The organism is Kitasatospora sp. NPDC001261 (assembly GCF_042896795.1).
Classification (GTDB): Bacteria; Actinomycetota; Actinomycetes; order Streptomycetales; family Streptomycetaceae; genus Kitasatospora.
In genome coordinates this window covers 71,277-87,475 of record NZ_JBIAXP010000020.1, presented here as the reverse complement: position 1 = coordinate 87,475, position 16,199 = coordinate 71,277, and the positions used below count along the sequence as shown (strand labels likewise).

Sequence of the window (16,199 nt, the reverse complement as noted above, 5' to 3'; positions counted from 1 at the left end):
CGGTGGAACGGCGGCGTGCCGGGAGGACGGCGAGGTCGTGGACGGTGACGGGTCGTCGACCAGGGCGCGGCCGTTGTCGCTCACCGCGCCCTCCCCGTGCCCACCGGCCGGCCGGGCGGGGCCGGCGCCGCCAGGACCCGGGCGGCCACCGCGTCCTCGGCGTACGGCGCCAGCGCCCGGCGCAGCTCCTCCGGCACCGGGGCCGGGACGGTCGCCGTGTTCGGCCCGCGCATGCACGCGATCCGCTGGCGGCCGCGGGCGACCGGGCTCCCCGGCCCGCCGTCGATCCGCAGGTAGTCGAAGCTGAACTGGACCTGGGTCCGGGTCAGTTCCTCCAGCCGCATCCGGACCGACAGCTCGTCGAACGCGGTGATCTCGGCGAAGAACTCGCACTCCACCTTGAGGGTGAACAGCTTCAGGTCCTCCCGCAGCTCGGCGAGCACCCCGGGTGCCTTCTCCTTGAGGAACATCTCCCGGCAACGCCCCTGCCAGCGCAGGTAGTTCACGTAGTAGACGTTGCCGACGAGGTTGGTCTCCTCGAACCCCACGGTGTGGCGCAGCTCGTAGTAGCCCGACATCAGTTCTCCTTTCCGGCGAGTACGGCGAAGACGACCGGCCCGGGCCGTCCGTTGACGGTGGTCACCCAGGTGGCGACGGCGGCGTCACCGGCGGACAGGACGGCCCAGCCGTCCGGGTGGACGCGGTCGAGGGTCAGCGCCTGCGTGGTCGCACCGGACTTGCGCAGGCACTCCAGGGCGCTCCAGACCCTGGTGCCGGCCACCTCCGGAGCCTCGGCGGCCTCGGCCGCCAGCAGGTCCCGCAGGGCGTGTTGGCCGGGGCCGAGCAGCGCGTCCCAGTCCTCGGGGGTCCGTTCCAGGACGGACTCGGCGTCGCAGGCGAGGCGTCCCCGGCCCACCACCGCCAGGGTCAGGCCGCCGTCGTGCGAGGCCGACACCGTCCAGCCCTCGAGCCCCGGCCCGCCGCCGAGTTCGGGCCTGCCGTCCGGCCGGTGGTTCAGCTCCACCGGCCGGCCCAGCGCCCGACCGACGGCGGTCGCGGTGCGGGCCCGGCGGTCGCGGTGCCCGGCGTCGCCGTCCGCGGCGGGTTCGACGACCACCGCGCGGCTGCCGCCCAGGACCCGTTCCAGGCTGCGTTCCAGGTACGAGCCGAGCATCGCGGGCACCCACGGGCCGGCGCCGTCGCGCCGGCGCACGGCGACCAGGGTCAGCCCCTGCCAGTGCTCGACCACCGCTCCGGAGGGCGTGCGCACGACGAGGTCGTAGACGTAGCGGTCCCCGTCCTGGGAGCGCTCCCGGGCGTCGAGCACGACGAACCCGGTGTCCTGGTCCGCCCGGTCGGCCAGCCAGAGCCGCTCGATGCTCTGCGGCAGAAGGGTGGCGTCCGGCACGCAGCACTGGATGGCGTGCATCATCGCGTCCCGGGTGCCCGGATCGGCCAGTTGCTGGTCCTGCGGCAGGAAGGCGGCGAACCAGGGCGCCTGGGCGGCGGTGGAGATCTCCGCCAGGGCGTGCCGGGCGCTCGCCCGCCGGTACTCCAGCAGGCGCTGGAACCGCTTGCCCTGGAACAGCACGCCGCCGTACAGCTCGGTCACCGGGTCCACCGGCACCGTCGGCAGGCCGGAGCCGAGCGGCGGCGGTGTGCCGGGCGGTTCGGGACGGGGGTAGCGCAGCCTCGCCCGGAAGTGGTCGGCCGTGAAGCCGGTGTCCTCGCTGCGCAGCACCACGTCGACCGTCCCGGGGGCCTGCACCAGCGCGGCGATCCGGATGGTGGTCGAGCCGCCCGGGCGGACCACCACGGGGCGGCGGAACTCGACGTCCTCCAGCAGCGGCGAGCCCTGGTGCCCGCTCACCGCGGCGGCCACCTGGGCCATCGCCTCCATGCCCAGGACGGCCGGGAAGAGCAGGTCGCCCTGGAGCCGGTGGTCGGACAGGTAGGGGTCGCTGCCCTCGGACAGCTCGGCCTCGGTGATCAGCTCGATCTCCGGGTGGTGGGCGACCACCCGCTCCACGAACCTGGTCAGCGGCAGTTCGCGCTGGACCGTGGCCAGGGTGGGCAGGCCGCCGGCCCGTCCGCTCACCACCAGGACGGGGCCGGCCGAGGGGTCCGCGAGCACCTCGCGGAGCACCCGGATCCCGTCCTCGGTGGAGATCGGCGTGATGCCCTCCCGGATCAGCGCCTCGACGACGCCGAGCCGTTCGCCCATCCCCGCGCCCGACCAGACCGACCACTCCAGGGCGATCGCCCGGGCCCGCGGGTGCCGGTCCCGGAAGCGGAGGGTCAGCTCGGTCATCCAGTCGTTGGCGGTGGCGTAGTGGGCCTCGCCGCGGAGCCCGGCCCGGCCGATGATCGAGCCGAAGGTGACCAGCAGCTTCAGGCGGTCCGGGTCGACGGCCGCCAGCACCGCCGCCAGGCCGTCGGTCTTGGGCGCCAGGGTCCGCCGGAAGTCCTCGGCGGTCAGCGCGTCCAGGGCGGCCGGCTCGTTGCGGCCGGCGCCGTGCAGCACGGCGGTGACCGGGCCGAGTTCGCGCTCCAGCCGGCCCACCGCGGCGGCGACCTCCTCGGGCGAGGTCACGTCCGCCCGGGCGTAGCGGTAGCGCAGGCGGGCGGCGTCCATCCTGGCCAGGTTCCCGGCGAGTTCGCGGTCGGCGGCCGGGTCGGCGCGGCCGATCAGGGCCAGGGCCGCCCCGGAGTCCCGGGCGACCGCCAGGGCGCACTCGGCGGTGATGCCCTTGCCGCCGCCGGTGACCAGGAGGACGTCCCGCGCGTCGAGCGGTGACTCCCCCTCCGCCACCGGGCGGCGCGGCAGGGGGCGGAGCACCGGGACGGTGCGGCGGCCGTCCCGCTGGTAGCGGACCTCCGCGAAGCCGGCCGTGGCGGTGGCCTCGGCGACGACGCGGGCCACCGCCTCGTCGCGGGCGGACCCCTCGGGGGCGGTGTCGGGCAGCTCGACCACCGTGGTCGGGACGGACGGGTGTTCCAGGTGCAGGGTCTTCGCCAGGCCCGCGGCCCCGAGGCGGTGCTGGACCACGACCAGCCTGGTGCCCTCGGGGGCGGCCAGGACGGCTCGTGCGGCGGTCAGGAAGAGCTCCGTGTCCTGCGCGCCGCACTCGTCCGGGAGGCAGAGCAGGACGCCGTCCCCGAGGCCCGCCGCGGCGAGCGCGGTGCGCAGCGGTGCGGCCAGCGGGTGGCCGGGCGTGGCGAAGACCGTCCAGCCGTCGGCCGCGGCCCGGGGGTCGGACGCCCGGGGGCCGGGGTGCGGCCCGGCCGGCAGGGGAGCCGCCACGTGCTCGACCGCGAAGGGGCGCACCCACGGGGCCACCCCGGGGACCTCGCCCGCCGGCTCCGCCCCGGCCTGCGAGGTGTCCGCCAACCGGTCGATCAGCTCGGCGAGTTCGCCCAGCCGTACGGTCGCGAAGCCGGTCGTGGCGGCGAGCGCGGGCTGGCCCAGCGCCCGGGTGACGTCGTTGACGATCTGGCCGACCGTGATGGAGCTCAGGTGCAGGTCGTCCATCGGGTGGGTCCGCGCGGTGACGGAGTCCAGCGGCAGCTCGACCCGCTCGGCCGCGAGCCGGCGCAGCAGGTCCAGGGTGGAGACCGGGCCGGTGCCGGTGTCCGCGCCCGCCGGACGCGCGGACCGCTCGGCGCCGTCCGCCCCGTCGTCCGCTCCGTCGGCCCGCGCCACCAGGGCCGCGCCGATGGCCGGAGCCGCCTCGCAGGGGCTGGCCAGGAAGGTGGGCTCGCTCTCCGGCGGCAGCGGCCGGACCAGGCGGTCGCCGAACAGGGCCGCGGTCCGCACCGGCGCACCGAGCACGTAGGCGGCGCCGGCGACCCTGAGCAGCGGGCCGAGCGAGGCGCTGTCGGTGTCGACCGCCAGCACCGCGAGGTCCGGCGCGATCTCCGCCAGCAGGCCGGACAGCACCCGGCCGGGGCCGACCTCCACCACCAGGTCGGCGTCGGCGGCCGCGGTCTCGGCTGCCTCGTGGAACCGGACCGGGAGCAGCACCTGGGCGCGCAGCAGCTCCCGCAGGTCGGCGGTCGGGTCCAGCAGCCGCCCGGTGACCGTGGAGGCGACCGGGCGGACCGGCGGGCGGAGGTCGAACCCGGCCAGCTCGGCCGCCATCGCGGCCGCGGCCGGTTCGACCAGCGGCGAGTGGAAGGCGTGCGACACCCGCAGCCTGGTCGCCGTGACGCCCTCGGCCGCCGCCCGGCGGCAGACCTCGTCGACCGCCCCGGCGGGGCCGGAGACGACGGTCTGCCGGGGGCCGTTGTAGCCCGCGACGACGACGTCCGATCCGTCCGACAGCCGGGCGGTCCGCTCCGGGGTCGCCGCCAGGCCGGCCATCGCGCCGCCGCCGCGGCTCGCCCGCGCCATCACCCGGCCGCGGACCGTGGCGAGGCGCACCAGCTGCTCCTCGCTCATCGCCCCGGCCCAGTGCAGCGCCGTCAGCTCGCCCAGGCTGTGTCCGACCGCGGCCCCGGCCCGGATGCCCAGTCCGTCCAGCACCCGGAGGGCGGCCAGCGAACCGGTGACGATGCGCGGCTGGGCCACCTCGGTGGCGACCTGGTCCGTACCGGCGGGCGGTCCGGCCGCGCCGAACACCTCCTCCGCGGTGGCGAACCGGCGCCGGATCGCGCCGACGGCGCCGTGTCCCGAGCCCTGCCCGGGGAAGAGGTAGACGATCCGGGGCGCGGTCCGCGCCCGGCCGAGGAAGACCCCCTCGGCGGCCGAGAACGCCTCCCGCGCGCCCGAGTCGAGCAGCGCGGCCAGCCGTTCGAGGGCCCGCGCGGCGTCGTCCGGCGAGGTCGCGACGACGGCGGCCCGGACCGGGGCGCCGGAGAGCCGCTCGGCCAGCGTTCCGGCCAGGTCCGCGAGTTCGGCCTGGGCCAGTCGGGGCACCAGGTCGAGCAGTGGGCCCAGCTCCGCGCGCAGCGCGGCCGGGTCCGCGCCGTCCAGCAGCAGCAGTTCGGCGTCCTGGCGTCCGGCGACCAGCCGGGTGGTGCGCTCGTCGAGCGCCTCGCGCCGGGTGCGGCCGGGGCCCTCGGCGACCGCGACGTGGGTGTTGATCCCGCCGAAGCCCATGGCCGACACGCCCGCCCGGACCGGCTGGTCGGCCGGCCAGAGCTCGGCCCGGCCCGGCACGTACATGGCCGCCGTCTCGCCGAGCAGGCCGGGGTGCGGGTCGTGGTGGCCGGTCGCCGGGGGGATCACCTGGTGGTGCACGGCGAGGGCGGCCTTGATCAGGCCGGCCACGCCCGCCGCGGCCTTGGTGTGCCCGAAGTTCCCCTTGACCGTCCCGAGCGCGGCCGGTCGGGCCGTCGGGTCCGCGGCGCGGCGCGCGGAGGACAGCGCCTCGATCTCGGTCGCGTCGCCGAGGGCCGTGCCGGTGCCGTGGCCCTCGAAGTACGAGACCGTCTCGACGCCGTAGCCCGCCCGCCGGTAGGCGCGGTCCAGTGCCAGCCGGTGGCCGCCCGCCTCGGGCCGGGTGATGCCGCCCCTGCCGTCCGAGGAGACCCCCCAGCCGCTGATGCTCGCGTAGATCCGCCGCCCCTGCGCCACCGCGTCCCGCTCGCGCATCAGCACCAGCATGCCGGAGCCCTCGCCGGGCCAGAAGCCGTTGGAGTCCCGGTCGTAGACCTTCATCTCCCCGGTGGCCAGCGCGCCGGTCTTGGCGAAGCCGATCACCTCGAACGGGTCGATGGACAGGTCGACCCCGCCGGCGACGGCCACGTCCAGGTCGCCGTCGCAGAGCGCCCCGGCGGCCGTGACCACGGACAGCAGGGAGGAGGAGCAGGCGCCGTCGACGGTGTACCCGCCTCCGCGCAGGTCGAAGTGGTTGCAGATCCGCCCGGCGATGGTGTTGGCGAGGCCGCCCGCCAGCGAGTCCTCGTCGATCGGCGGGAAGGGCGCCTTGTACTGCGGCTCCAGCTCCCCGAGGAAGGCGGCGACGTCGCCCTCGGGCCAGCCCTTGCCCGCCAGGGCGGCGGCCAGCGTCCGGCGCACGTAGGGCCAGCGCAGCCGCATGGTGTTGGCGCGCGAGAACTCCCCGGTGAGGCTGTTGCCGACCACCACGCCGGTGGCCTGCCGCGGCAGGCCCGCGCCGTCCGGGAACCCGGCGTCGGCGAGCGCCTCGGCGGCCACGTCGAGGGCCAGCCAGTGGGTCAGGTCGGTCGCCCGGTACGTGCTGCCGGCGACGCTGTACCCGACCCGGTCGAAGCTGTAGTCCCGGAGGACGGCGGCCTTGGTCGCGTAGTACCGGTCGGGCGCGGTGCGGTCCGCCGACCAGTAGTCCGCCTGGTTCATCCGCTCGTCCGGCAGCCTCCGGAAGGCCCGGCGGCCGCCCAGGACGTTGTCCCACAACTCGCCCGGGGAATTGGCGTCCGGATAGCGGAGGCCGATTCCCACGATTGCGATCCGTTCACTGCTCATGTATCCACCACCCATGGAGATGAATTGACGGCGAATCCCTTCGCCAACCCGGCGATCCACCCATCGGTCAAGCGTGCGACCAAGGCCGGGAAAATGCCTTCTCCGAGTTTGCTTTACCACCCGCGCGGGTCGCGCTCTTTCAATAACGGCGTTATTTCCCCGCGTTCGCATTCCATAACGCCGTGATATTCCGCGCGGCCCACCGGAGCCGACGGCCGTGAACGCACCGGGGCCCCCGCCGCGGGGCGGGGGCCTCGGTGCGTCCGGAGTGCCGCGGGCGGCTTCGGTGTCAGCCGTGACCACCCGTCAGAGCGCGCTCCCCCAGCCTGGCGCCCAGCTCCCGGGCCGCCGCCAGGGCGGCCCAGGAGGCGAGCTCGACCAGCGCGGCGTCGCCGGGCCGGCCGCGCCGGAACTCGGCGACGAGACCGTCGTCGACCCGGTACGAGGCCTTGGCGACCAGCAGCGCCAGCCGGCCCGCCGGGCGCTGCTCCTCGGGCAGGGCCGACACCTCGTCCTCGACCCAGGCACGGCCGGTCCCGGGCGGGCCCCCGTCCCACCCGGCGAGCCCGGCCGTCACCAGCCGCCGGACGCCGTCCGGCACCGAGCGGGCCCCCGCCTCGTCGATCGCGGCCGCCGCCCGCGCGAACGCGCCGGCGATGCTCGGGGTGCCCGCCGCCCACCGCAGGTCCGCCGGCAGCGGCGCGGAGGGCAGCAGGTCCAGCGAGGCGCCGGCCGGCGGGGTGCCGCGCGCGCTGCGGCGCATCAGCCGGCCGAGCACGGCCGTCGCCGCCGACCGCGCGGGCGCCGGGAGGCCGGCCGGGAGCGGGCTCTCCTCCAGGAACAGGTTGACCATGCGGTTCAGGTAGTGGAAGGTGACCGCCACGCCGACCAGTTCGGGCACCCGGTCCGCGGGGAACGGCGGTCGCGCACCTCGGCCGCCCGCGCCGTCCCCGGTCTCCCGGAGCCAGTCGGCCACCTCCCGCTCCCTCCCCGCCGCCGCCCGGGCCCCGGCGGACGCCGCCGGTCCGGGCCGCAGCGCGGCCAGCGTCGCGCCGTGCACCTCCGTGCAGAACGGGCAGGCGTTGGCCTCCGACACGGCGACGGCCACCGCCTCCTTGAGCGCCCGGTCGACCCGCCCGGCGGCGAGCAGGGTCTCCCGGAGCATCACCCACGAGGCGGCGAGCACCGCCGGCGAGGGCGCGTGCAGGCCGATCGGCGGTGCGAGCAGGCCGAACTCCCGCTCGACCTCGGCGTAGACCCGGGCCACCTCCTTCCCCGCGTCGGCCGGGCGGACCGGGGCGACCCGGCGGATCTGCGCCAGCGGCCGCAGGGCCGGCCGCAGCAGCGGTATCACCATCGGTCTCCTCCTCTCTGGCTCGATCTGTCGCCGTGGCACGCTAGGGTCGCGTCAGGCCGGGCAGTTGCGTCCGCACCCCGCGCCGTCCGCTGGTCCCGCCGTCCGGCGAGGGCGCGCCGTACCGGACGTTCACGCCGCGCTCCCGCGCTGCGCGCACGATGCCGGGGACGGCGCGTTCGGCGAGCGCGGAGATGGTCAGCGCGGGGTTGACGGTGAGCGCTCCCGGGACGGCGGAGCCGTCGGTGACGAAGATGCCCGGGTGGTCGCGGAGTTCGTGCCGGTCGTCGAGCGCCGAGGTCCCCGGGTCGTCGCCGATCCGGCAGGACGCCAGCGGGTGCACGGTGTACGCGCCCACCAGGTCGTTGGTCCACGGCATGACGCGGGCCAGGCCGTCGCGCTCCAGGATGTCCTTCACCACGGCGTCCGACTCGGCCCAGCCGCGCAGGGTGTTCTCGGTCGGCCGGTACCTGATCGGTCCGCGCCCGAGCATCTGCTGGGAGATCCGGTCCGCGTTGCCGGTGGCCGGCGGCGGGCCGAAGACGCCCTCGTTGTCGTCCTCGACCATGGTGAAGACGGTCAGCCAGGACTGCCACCGCCGGACCATCTCCTTCTTCTCCACACCGAACCAGCCGGGGCCGGTCGCGTCGGGCACCTGCGCCAGGATGGTGCCGAACCCGGGCGGGAAGTAGAGCTGTTCCAGGGAGAACCGCGAGTGCTCCGGGAGCGAGCCGTCGAGGTTGTCCCAGCTCGCCACGACCGGCCCCTTGCCGATCTGGTTGGCCCCGAACGCCAGGCCGTCGGAGCGCTTGAGCCCGAGCAGGTCGCGGGCCCGGTCCTCGTCGACGACGGCCGTGTTGAGGCGCTCCCCGTTGCCGGAGAAGTAGCGGCCGACGGCGGAGGGCATCGTGCCGAGGTCCGCCTCGGAGCGCTGGAGGATCACCGGGGTGGCGCCGGCGCCGGCCGCGAGCACGACGATCTTCGCGTCGATCGTGCCGCTGCCGACGTGCACCCGGTAGTCGGTGTCGTCGACGACCTCGTAGTGCACCCGGTAGCCGCCGCCGTCCGTCCGGGAGAGCCGCTGCACCTCGTGCAACGGCCGGATCTCGGCCCCGTGCGCGAGGGCGGCGGGGAGGTAGTTCAGCAGCAGCGACCGCTTCGCGTCGAAGCGGCAACCGGACATCATCCAGTTGCAGTTGGTGCACTTCGCCCGGTCGATGGCGGCCGGGACGGGGTTGGCGGTGCGCCCCGCGTGGTCGCAGGCGGCGGCGAACAGGCCGCCCGCGTAGGTGACGTCGTTCCAGTCCTGCTGGGTGATCGGCAGCGCCTCGGCCACCCGGTCGTACCAGGGGTCGAGGGTGTCCCGGGTGATGGCCGCCGGCCACATCCGGCGGCCGATGCCGCCGCGGCGCTCGAAGGCGAACCGGGGCGCGCGCGGCATCGCGGCGAAGTACACCACGCTGCCGCCGCCGACGCAGTTCCCGCCGAGCAGGCTCATGCCGTCGCCGACCACGAAGTCGAAGATGCGGGTGTACGAGGACCCGAGCAGGAAGTCGTGCTCGAAGTCGGGCGCCTCCAGCCACGGGCCGCGCTCCAGCACGGTGACCCGCGCGCCGCCGGCCGCCAGGTGGTAGGCGGCGATGGCGCCGCCGAAGCCGCTGCCGACGATCAGGACGTCGGTGCTCTCGGTGCTCGTCATGCGGGGCTCCCTGTGGACGTGGTGCCCGGGTGGGGTTCGGCCAGCTGCCGCCGGTACGAGAAGTCGGAGAACCGCCACAGGCCGTCGGCGTCCGGGTCCATGAACCCCATCGCCGTGAGACCGGGGTGGCCCGCCGCGATCGCGTCCGCGGTGTGCAGGTGGGCGGCGGTGTCGTAGGCCATGTTGCTGAACAGCGCCAGCAGGACCCACAGTTCGCGCTCCGGGTGGTCCGGGCCGGTCAGCGTCCGCACCAGGCCGGTCCGGTCCGCGAACGGAAGGGCGACGAACGGCGGCACCGCGTCGTCGAGCGGCCGGCCGTGCTCCTCCGCGTAGGCGCGGGCGTGGCGGTTGAGCGCCTGCTCGTAGTCGTCCAGGGCGTTCGAGAGCCCGGTCGCGGGCGTCTCCAGCAGTTCGATGGCGCCTGCCTGCACCGCGCCGCCTCCGGTCGAGGCGCCGGCCACGGCCTGGTCGTCGGGGGAGCGCTTCTCCCCCGGGACGATCGTGTCCGCGAACGCCTCGAGCGTCATGGTGCGGTAATCCTGCTGATCTGGGATACGCGAGCCCACCGGCATCTCCTCAGGTGGTCGTCGAAAAAACGGGCCCGACGCACCGGCCGACCCCGATTCGCATACGCGACTTTGGCATCGTCCGGGCAATACCTCCACCTCCGCATCTCCTGCGTTGCTGAGGAGCGTTGATCGGCTTCGGCGGCCTCAACCCGGCGGCCGCGCGGCGGCGTTGACCCGTGAGCGCACCATCCCCCACCGCGGGTCGGCAGTGGTGCGCACCCGATCCCGCCCGTTCCGGCAATCGCCCTTGACAATCGGGTTCAAACATACGAACCCCCCCGGCATCCCAACTTTCAGACATGCCAACGGAATGTGCCAACGCGCCATTGCACTTGTCATGCACCAACTGATAACGTCGTCTCTCGTTATGGCGGCGGCCCCCTTTCGTCCTCCCCTTTCCGGCGGGGGACGCCTTCGCATGCCATGGCCTCTCTGACCGCCGGCCCGGAAACCACGGCCGCGACTTTCGTACCCGACCATCGCACGGGCGGAATTTCTGTTCATTCGCATGTACAGCAGAGAACCTGGAGTCGATCATGAAATCTGCCATCGAGCAAGCCGTGACCCGGGCCATCGAGACCATGCACGAGAACATCGGCGAGCTGCTGACCATAGACGATATGGCGCAGGCGGCCATGTACAGCAAATTCCATTTCTCCCGTGAGTTCCAACGGATGACCGGGGTCTCGCCACGGCGATTCCTCTCCGCCATACGCCTGGAGACCGCGAAACGCCTCCTCATCGAGACGACGTTCACCGTGACGGAGATCAGCCACCGGGTCGGGTACAACAGCGTCGGCACGTTCAGCTCCCGGTTCACCAGCAGCGTCGGCGCCTCCCCCACGATGTTCCGTCAGCTCCGGGGCTTCACTCCCCGGATCGAGGTCGACTTACACGGCCGGGGCCGCGGCGCGGAACTCTCGACGTTCCGGGGCGAGATCCGGGCCTCGGTCGCGGGGGACCTCGGCCGGGTGTTCGTCGGACTCTTCCCGACCCGGATCCCGGAGGGACGGCCGGCCGCCTGTTGCGTCCTCCCCCGCCCCGGGGCCTTCCTGCTCGACCGGGTGCCGAGCGGCACCTGGTACCTGCTGGCGCACTCCGTCCCCGTCTCCTTCGACGAGGTGCTGACCGGCGACGGCGAGGTCTCGGTGGGATCGGTCGGACCGATCGAGGTGCGGCCGGACGTGCCGCTGCTGCCGATGGAACTGCGGCTGCGCCCGATCCGGGCCCTGGACCCACCGGTCCTGCTGGCGCTGCTGGACGTGCGGTCGACGGCGTTCAACGAGCTGTCCCAGGTCGCCGAGGCCCCCCGGGCCGACAGCGCCTGAGCCGCCGCCGGCCCCGGCCCGGACAGGACAGGCGAGGACAGGACAGTGAAGACCCGACGGACGGCGAGGTCCTTACGGCCCGGATCCCCCCGCGGAGGTCCTCTGCGGGGGGATCCGGGCCGCGACGGAGGGTGCGGGCCTCAGCCGGCCGGGTGCACGGTCATCGGCAGGCCGCCGGCCACCCGCAGCGACAGCATCGGCTCGGGCGTCACCCGGTGGCCGGGCACCTTGACCAGCCGGAGGTCCCGGGCCACCACGGCGATCGTGAAGACGGCCTCCAGCAGCCCGAGGTGGTTGCCGACGCAGAAGCGCGGCCCCGCCCCGAACGGGATGTAGGCGTAGCGCGGCCGGTCCGTGGCCCGGTCCGGGTCGAAGCGCTCCGGGTCGAACTGCTCGGGCGCGTCCCAGAAGCGGGGGTGGCGGTGCAGGGTGTACGGGCAGATCAGGACGTCGGCGCCGGCCGGCACGTGGTAGCCGCCCACCTCGTCGTCCGCCTGCGCCTGCCGCGGGAGGATCCACACCGGCGGGTAGAGCCGCATGACCTCGTCCACCACCCTGGAGGTGTACCGGAGGCGGTGCAGGTCCTCGAACTCGGGCAGCCGGTCGCCGAGCACCTCGACGGCCTCGGCGTGCAGCCGCTCCCGCACCTCGGGGTGCCGGTCGATCAGGTGGAAGGTCCAGCCGAGGGTGCTCGCCGTGGTCTCGTGGCCGGCGAGCAGCAGGGTGACCAGTTCGTCGCGCATCCGCTGCCGGCCGACCCGCGGGTCGGGCTCCTCCGCGGTGGCCGTGATCAGCCGGGACAGCGCGTCGTCGCCCGTGCTCCGCCCGCCGTCGCGGGCGGTCCGGTCCGCGACCAGCCGGTCGACCACCCGCTGCAGGTCCTGCCGGGCCCGCCGGAAGCGCAGCTGCTTGGCGAGCGGCACCCAGGCGGGCACCGCGCCCATGGTGACCATGTCGAACATCGCCTGGTCCTGCACCGCCTCGAAGTCGTGGCCGACCGCCTCGAAGGCGCCGAGGTCGACGTCCAGCAGCGTGCGGCCGAGCACCCCGAGGGTGAGCGCCGTGACCTCGTGGACCACGTCGACGGGCCCGCCGCCCTCGTGCGCCCGCAGCCGGCCGACCAGCTTGGCCGCCTCCTCCGCGACGACCCCGGCCTGCCGGGCGATCCGCTTGTGCTGGAAGGCGGGCTGGATCTGCCGGCGCTGCTTGCGCCAGAGCTCGCCCTCGCTGGTCAACAGGCCGTTGCCGAGGGCCCGTCGGGCCTGCACCAGGCCGATTCCCTTGTGGTAGTTGGCCGCATTGTCCGCGAGCACGTGCTTGGCGTGCTCGGGGTGGTTGAAGAAGTAGAGCGTCTTGGGGCCGATGGAGATCCGGACCGCGTCGCCGTACTCCCGCGCGGCGGAGCGCATCAGCTCCAGCCGGTCCCCCACCAGCCTGCGCAGCAGGACCGGGGCGGCCCGGCGCGGCGGTCCTGGCGGCACCCGGCGGGTCGCGGGCACGGCTAGCACCCCCCGTCGTTCGCCAGGCGGTCGGCGACGGCCCGGCGCCACACCTCGTACGCGGGCAGCGCGCCCGGCACCGGCCCGGCCGGCCGGACGTCCCGGGTGACCCTGGCCGCCTCCTCCGGTCCCGTGCCGCAGAGGACCCGGGTGGCCAGTTCCGTGTGCGGGACCAGCAGGCCGGCCCGCAGCCGGGCCTCGGCCGCGAACGCGCTGCCCTGCGCGACGATGGCCCGGTGCGGGCCGGCCCGGTCCCGGAACGCCCGCAGCTCCGCCTCGTCCGCGCCCCCGGCGTAGGTGGCCGCCAGTCCGGCCCCGCTGTAGAGGTCGGACCACCGGGACTCCGGGAACTTCTCGATCATGGTCGCGACCAGGTCCGCGTCGGTGCCGCCGACGAACCACAGGGCCCGGCCGATGCCCTGGTCGATCGCGCGGCCGGCGTACGACGGCGTGTCACCGGCCGGCCAGGGGAAGGCCGGCTCGCGGTACTGCTCGTGGACGTACCGGGCGGTACGGAAGTACGCCTGGTGGAACCCGTACCCGTCGAGCACGAGCCAGCGCAGCAGCGGGTCGAGCCCGTCGACGTCCGGCCAGCGGAACCTCGGCAGCCGGGCCATCGCCCAACCGATCCCGACGTAGACCATGTAGACGTGGTCCGCGCCCCGCCCGGCGAGGAAGCGCCCCACCGAGCCGCGGCCGGACAGCGGCAGCCCGTCGAGCACGGCGAAGCCCATGCCGGCGCCCTCGTAGGCGAATCCGCGGAACGGGACCGGAACGCCCTCCAGGCGGAGCTCCGCCGCCGCCGGGTTCCGGGCCTCCATCGCGTACGCGTAGCCCTCCAGGAACCGCCCGCCGACCGACTCCAGCAGGTGCTGGGCGTCCGGTGACTTCCGGTGGAAGCCGCGCTTCTCCAGTAGGGTCTCCGAGGTGCTCGGGGTGAGAACGCGTCGTCGGAGCGTTCGCCATGCACTGGGCACGCCATTCTCCTCTCAGGTCTTCCTCACGTCGGTGTACTGCCACGCGGATGGTGCCCGGCCGGCTCCGGCGGGGCTTCTCCGCACCTGCTCAGTTCGCGGGGGCCGCCGCGGGCGGCCGGGGCCGGTCCGGCTGCCCGGCGGCACGGAAGTGCGTCCGCACGTTGGCCCGCCACAGCTCGTACGCCGGCGGTCCGGCGGTGGTGGCGCCCGGGGCACGGCCGGCCGCGGCGGGCTCGTCCACCGCGCAGTCGTCGGCCAGCTTCGCGGCCCCGTCGACCGACAGGCCGGTCAGGGCCGTGGCGGCGGCCTCGCAGTGCGCGGGCACGAAGCCCGCGTACGCGCGCGCCTTCGCGGCGAACACCGACCCCTGGGCGAGCTCCGCCCGGTGCTCCCCCGCCTCCCCGCGCAGGACGGCCAGGCCGTCCGCCGTGGCGCCGCCGGCGAAGGTCGCGGCCAGTCCCACCCCGCTCCACAGGTCGGCCCGCCGGTCGGCGCGGAACCTCCGCACCGCGACGGCCACCTGCTCCGGCACCCCGCCGTGGATGAACCACAGCGCCCGCCCGATGCCCTGGTCGACGGCCCGCCGGAAGTACTCCGGCGCGCCCTGCCACGGGTACGGCTTCACCTCGCGCTGCTCGTCCACCCAGCGCCGGGTGCCGAAGTAGGCGAGGTCGAAGCCGTACCCGTCGACCGCCAGCCAGCTCATCGTCGGGTGGTACGGCGTCCCGGCCAGGTCCGGCAGCACCTTGCGCCACAGCGGCCGCGGCAGGCGCGCCATGGCGAAGCCGATGCCGATGTACGCCAGGAAGATGTGCGGCTGCCCCGGCCCGGCCAGCAGGTCGCGGGTGCGGCTGCCCCGGCCCGTCGCGTCCAGGACGGTGAAGGCCATCGTGGCGCCCTCGTAGGCGAATCCGCGCTGCTCCGGGTCGACCAGGCGCAGCCGGCGCTCGACCTCCCACTGGTTGCGGGCGTCGATGCCCCACTCGAAGCCGCAGACCACCGCCTGGGGCACCGCCTCCAGGCGTTCGGTGGCGGCCGTGGGGGTCACCGGGAAGCCCCGCCCCGCGAAGGCCACCGAGGCCAGTGACGGTGTCAGCACCAGTCGGCGCAGTGATCCGAAGGTCGTCGGCACGATCCCTCCCAGCCCAGCGTCCTGAATGACGGCCCCTCCATGCTCCGGGGGCGGCGGGGGCGGCCGCATCTCCGCGGTTGCGTTCTTTTCGGCCGGACGACCGTCGCTACCCGAACTCCCTTTCACGAAGCGGCCTTTCCTCACCTGAGGTTTCCTCGGCCAGGCCGTCGAAAGGCCTCGGAAACCGCGCCCGGGGGTGCCGCGGACCGTGTTGTCGAAATCCCCGGCGGCGCGGTGGAATGGGGCCGTGCGGGAGCTGATCCCCGGCGCCGTCGGGTCCGTTCCCCGTCCAGGCCGTCCCATCGAAGGAGTGCGCGCATGAACACGCGTCACCAGCAGGACGAGGCCCCGCCCGAGCCGCTCTGGGACCGGGCGCCCGACTGGGTGGCCTACCGCCGGTCCCGGCGGAACATCACCGAACTGCTGCTCGCCGCCCGGCCCGGGGCGGCCGGCGTCCCGGTCCCCGCCTGTCCCGGGTGGACCGTCCTGGACCTGCTCGGCCACCTGGTCGAGGTCTGCCGGACGGTGGCCGCCGACGTGCCCGGCAACCTCTGGGAGGTGCCGCACGCCGAGTCCGGCACCGGCCTGGCCGGCCTGCTCGAGGAGTGGTCGCGGCTGGACGGCCCGGTGGAGCGGGTGCTCTCGGACACGCCGCAGCTGCGGCACACCATGATGATGATGGACGCGTTCACCCACGAGCTCGACCTGCGCGGCGCGCTCCGGGCGCCGGTGGTCGCGGACCAGCCGTCGTACCCCTCGGCCCTGGACCTGGTCGTCCGGGGCTTCGCCAACTCGGTGCGCTCCCACGGGCTTCCGGCGCTGCGCATCCGGACGGCGGGCGCCGAGTGGCAGGCCGGTGACGGCGAGCCGGCCGCCGTCCTCCAGGGGCACCGCCACGACCTGCTCCGGTCGCTCACCGGCCGGCGGACGGTCGAGCAGGTCTCCGGACTGGCCTGGAGCGCCGCGCCGGACGCCTGGCTGCCCGCGTTCACCTGGGGGCCGTTCCGGCCGCCGGAGCGGCCCGTGGAGGCCGCCGTCGCCGCGCGGTAGCGCCCGGGCCGCGGAACGGCTCCGTGGGGGCGCCCCCGGGGGGGGGGCCCCCGGGGGGGGCGCGGGGGGCCAAGCGGGGGGGGGGGGGCGCGCCCCCCCCCCCCCCCCCCCCCGCGCGGGGGGGGGGGGGGGGCCGGGGCGGG

10 protein-coding genes are annotated in these 16,199 nt (G+C 75.2%); 2 read left to right on the top strand and 8 right to left on the bottom strand.

The features are described from left to right. Window positions 1-80: 80 nt before the first annotated feature. The 5 genes from ACFY4B_RS25995 to ACFY4B_RS25975 all read right to left on the bottom strand — a co-directional run bounded on the left by ACFY4B_RS25995 (window position 81) and on the right by ACFY4B_RS25975 (window position 10,028). The gene (locus ACFY4B_RS25995; protein WP_387971498.1) at window positions 81-578 is read right to left on the bottom strand and encodes an acyl-CoA thioesterase; all 498 of its coding nucleotides are present in this window, start codon (window positions 576-578) and stop codon (window positions 81-83) included. Then, window positions 578-6,448, bottom strand: coding sequence for an SDR family NAD(P)-dependent oxidoreductase (locus ACFY4B_RS25990; protein WP_387971495.1), 5,871 nt, complete (start codon window positions 6,446-6,448; stop codon window positions 578-580). Before ACFY4B_RS25990 ends, ACFY4B_RS25995 begins: the two co-directional genes overlap by 1 nt. Before the next feature lie 289 nt (window positions 6,449-6,737). Continuing rightward, window positions 6,738-7,805, bottom strand: coding sequence for a carboxymuconolactone decarboxylase family protein (locus ACFY4B_RS25985; RefSeq protein WP_387971492.1), 1,068 nt, complete (start codon window positions 7,803-7,805; stop codon window positions 6,738-6,740). A gap of 40 nt (window positions 7,806-7,845) precedes the next feature. Then, entirely contained in the window at window positions 7,846-9,501 is a 1,656-nt protein-coding gene (locus ACFY4B_RS25980; RefSeq protein WP_380740993.1) for an FAD-dependent oxidoreductase, read from the bottom strand. Beyond that, window positions 9,498-10,028 (bottom strand): DUF5987 family protein, encoded by a 531-nt coding sequence (locus tag ACFY4B_RS25975; protein WP_387971489.1) that lies wholly within the window; start codon window positions 10,026-10,028, stop codon window positions 9,498-9,500. The genes ACFY4B_RS25980 and ACFY4B_RS25975 overlap by 4 nt, the downstream gene beginning before the upstream one ends. 578 nt (window positions 10,029-10,606) lie before the next feature. Here ACFY4B_RS25975 and ACFY4B_RS25970 point away from each other — a divergent pair. Next, window positions 10,607-11,398, top strand: coding sequence for a helix-turn-helix transcriptional regulator (locus ACFY4B_RS25970; RefSeq protein ID WP_234348608.1), 792 nt, complete (start codon window positions 10,607-10,609; stop codon window positions 11,396-11,398). 140 nt (window positions 11,399-11,538) lie between these two features. Here the strand turns inward: ACFY4B_RS25970 and ACFY4B_RS25965 are convergent, their stop codons facing one another. The 3 genes from ACFY4B_RS25965 to ACFY4B_RS25955 all read right to left on the bottom strand — a co-directional run bounded on the left by ACFY4B_RS25965 (window position 11,539) and on the right by ACFY4B_RS25955 (window position 15,006). Beyond that, window positions 11,539-12,897, bottom strand: a complete 1,359-nt coding sequence (locus tag ACFY4B_RS25965) for a cytochrome P450 (RefSeq protein WP_387971486.1) — start codon at window positions 12,895-12,897, stop codon at window positions 11,539-11,541. Window positions 12,898-12,899: 2 nt separating this feature from the next. Beyond that, a complete protein-coding gene (locus tag ACFY4B_RS25960) occupies window positions 12,900-13,874 on the bottom strand; it encodes a DUF1702 family protein (RefSeq protein WP_387971483.1) in 975 nt (324 codons plus the stop codon). Window positions 13,875-13,962: 88 nt separating this feature from the next. Next, a complete protein-coding gene (locus ACFY4B_RS25955; RefSeq protein WP_387971481.1) occupies window positions 13,963-15,006 on the bottom strand; it encodes a DUF1702 family protein in 1,044 nt (347 codons plus the stop codon). 318 nt (window positions 15,007-15,324) lie between these two features. On the opposite strand from ACFY4B_RS25955, the gene ACFY4B_RS25950 reads away from it, so the two are divergent. Beyond that, window positions 15,325-16,056: a maleylpyruvate isomerase family mycothiol-dependent enzyme gene (locus ACFY4B_RS25950; protein WP_387971479.1), complete on the top strand. Its 732-nt coding sequence runs from the start codon at window positions 15,325-15,327 to the stop codon at window positions 16,054-16,056. Window positions 16,057-16,199: the final 143 nt, after the last annotated feature.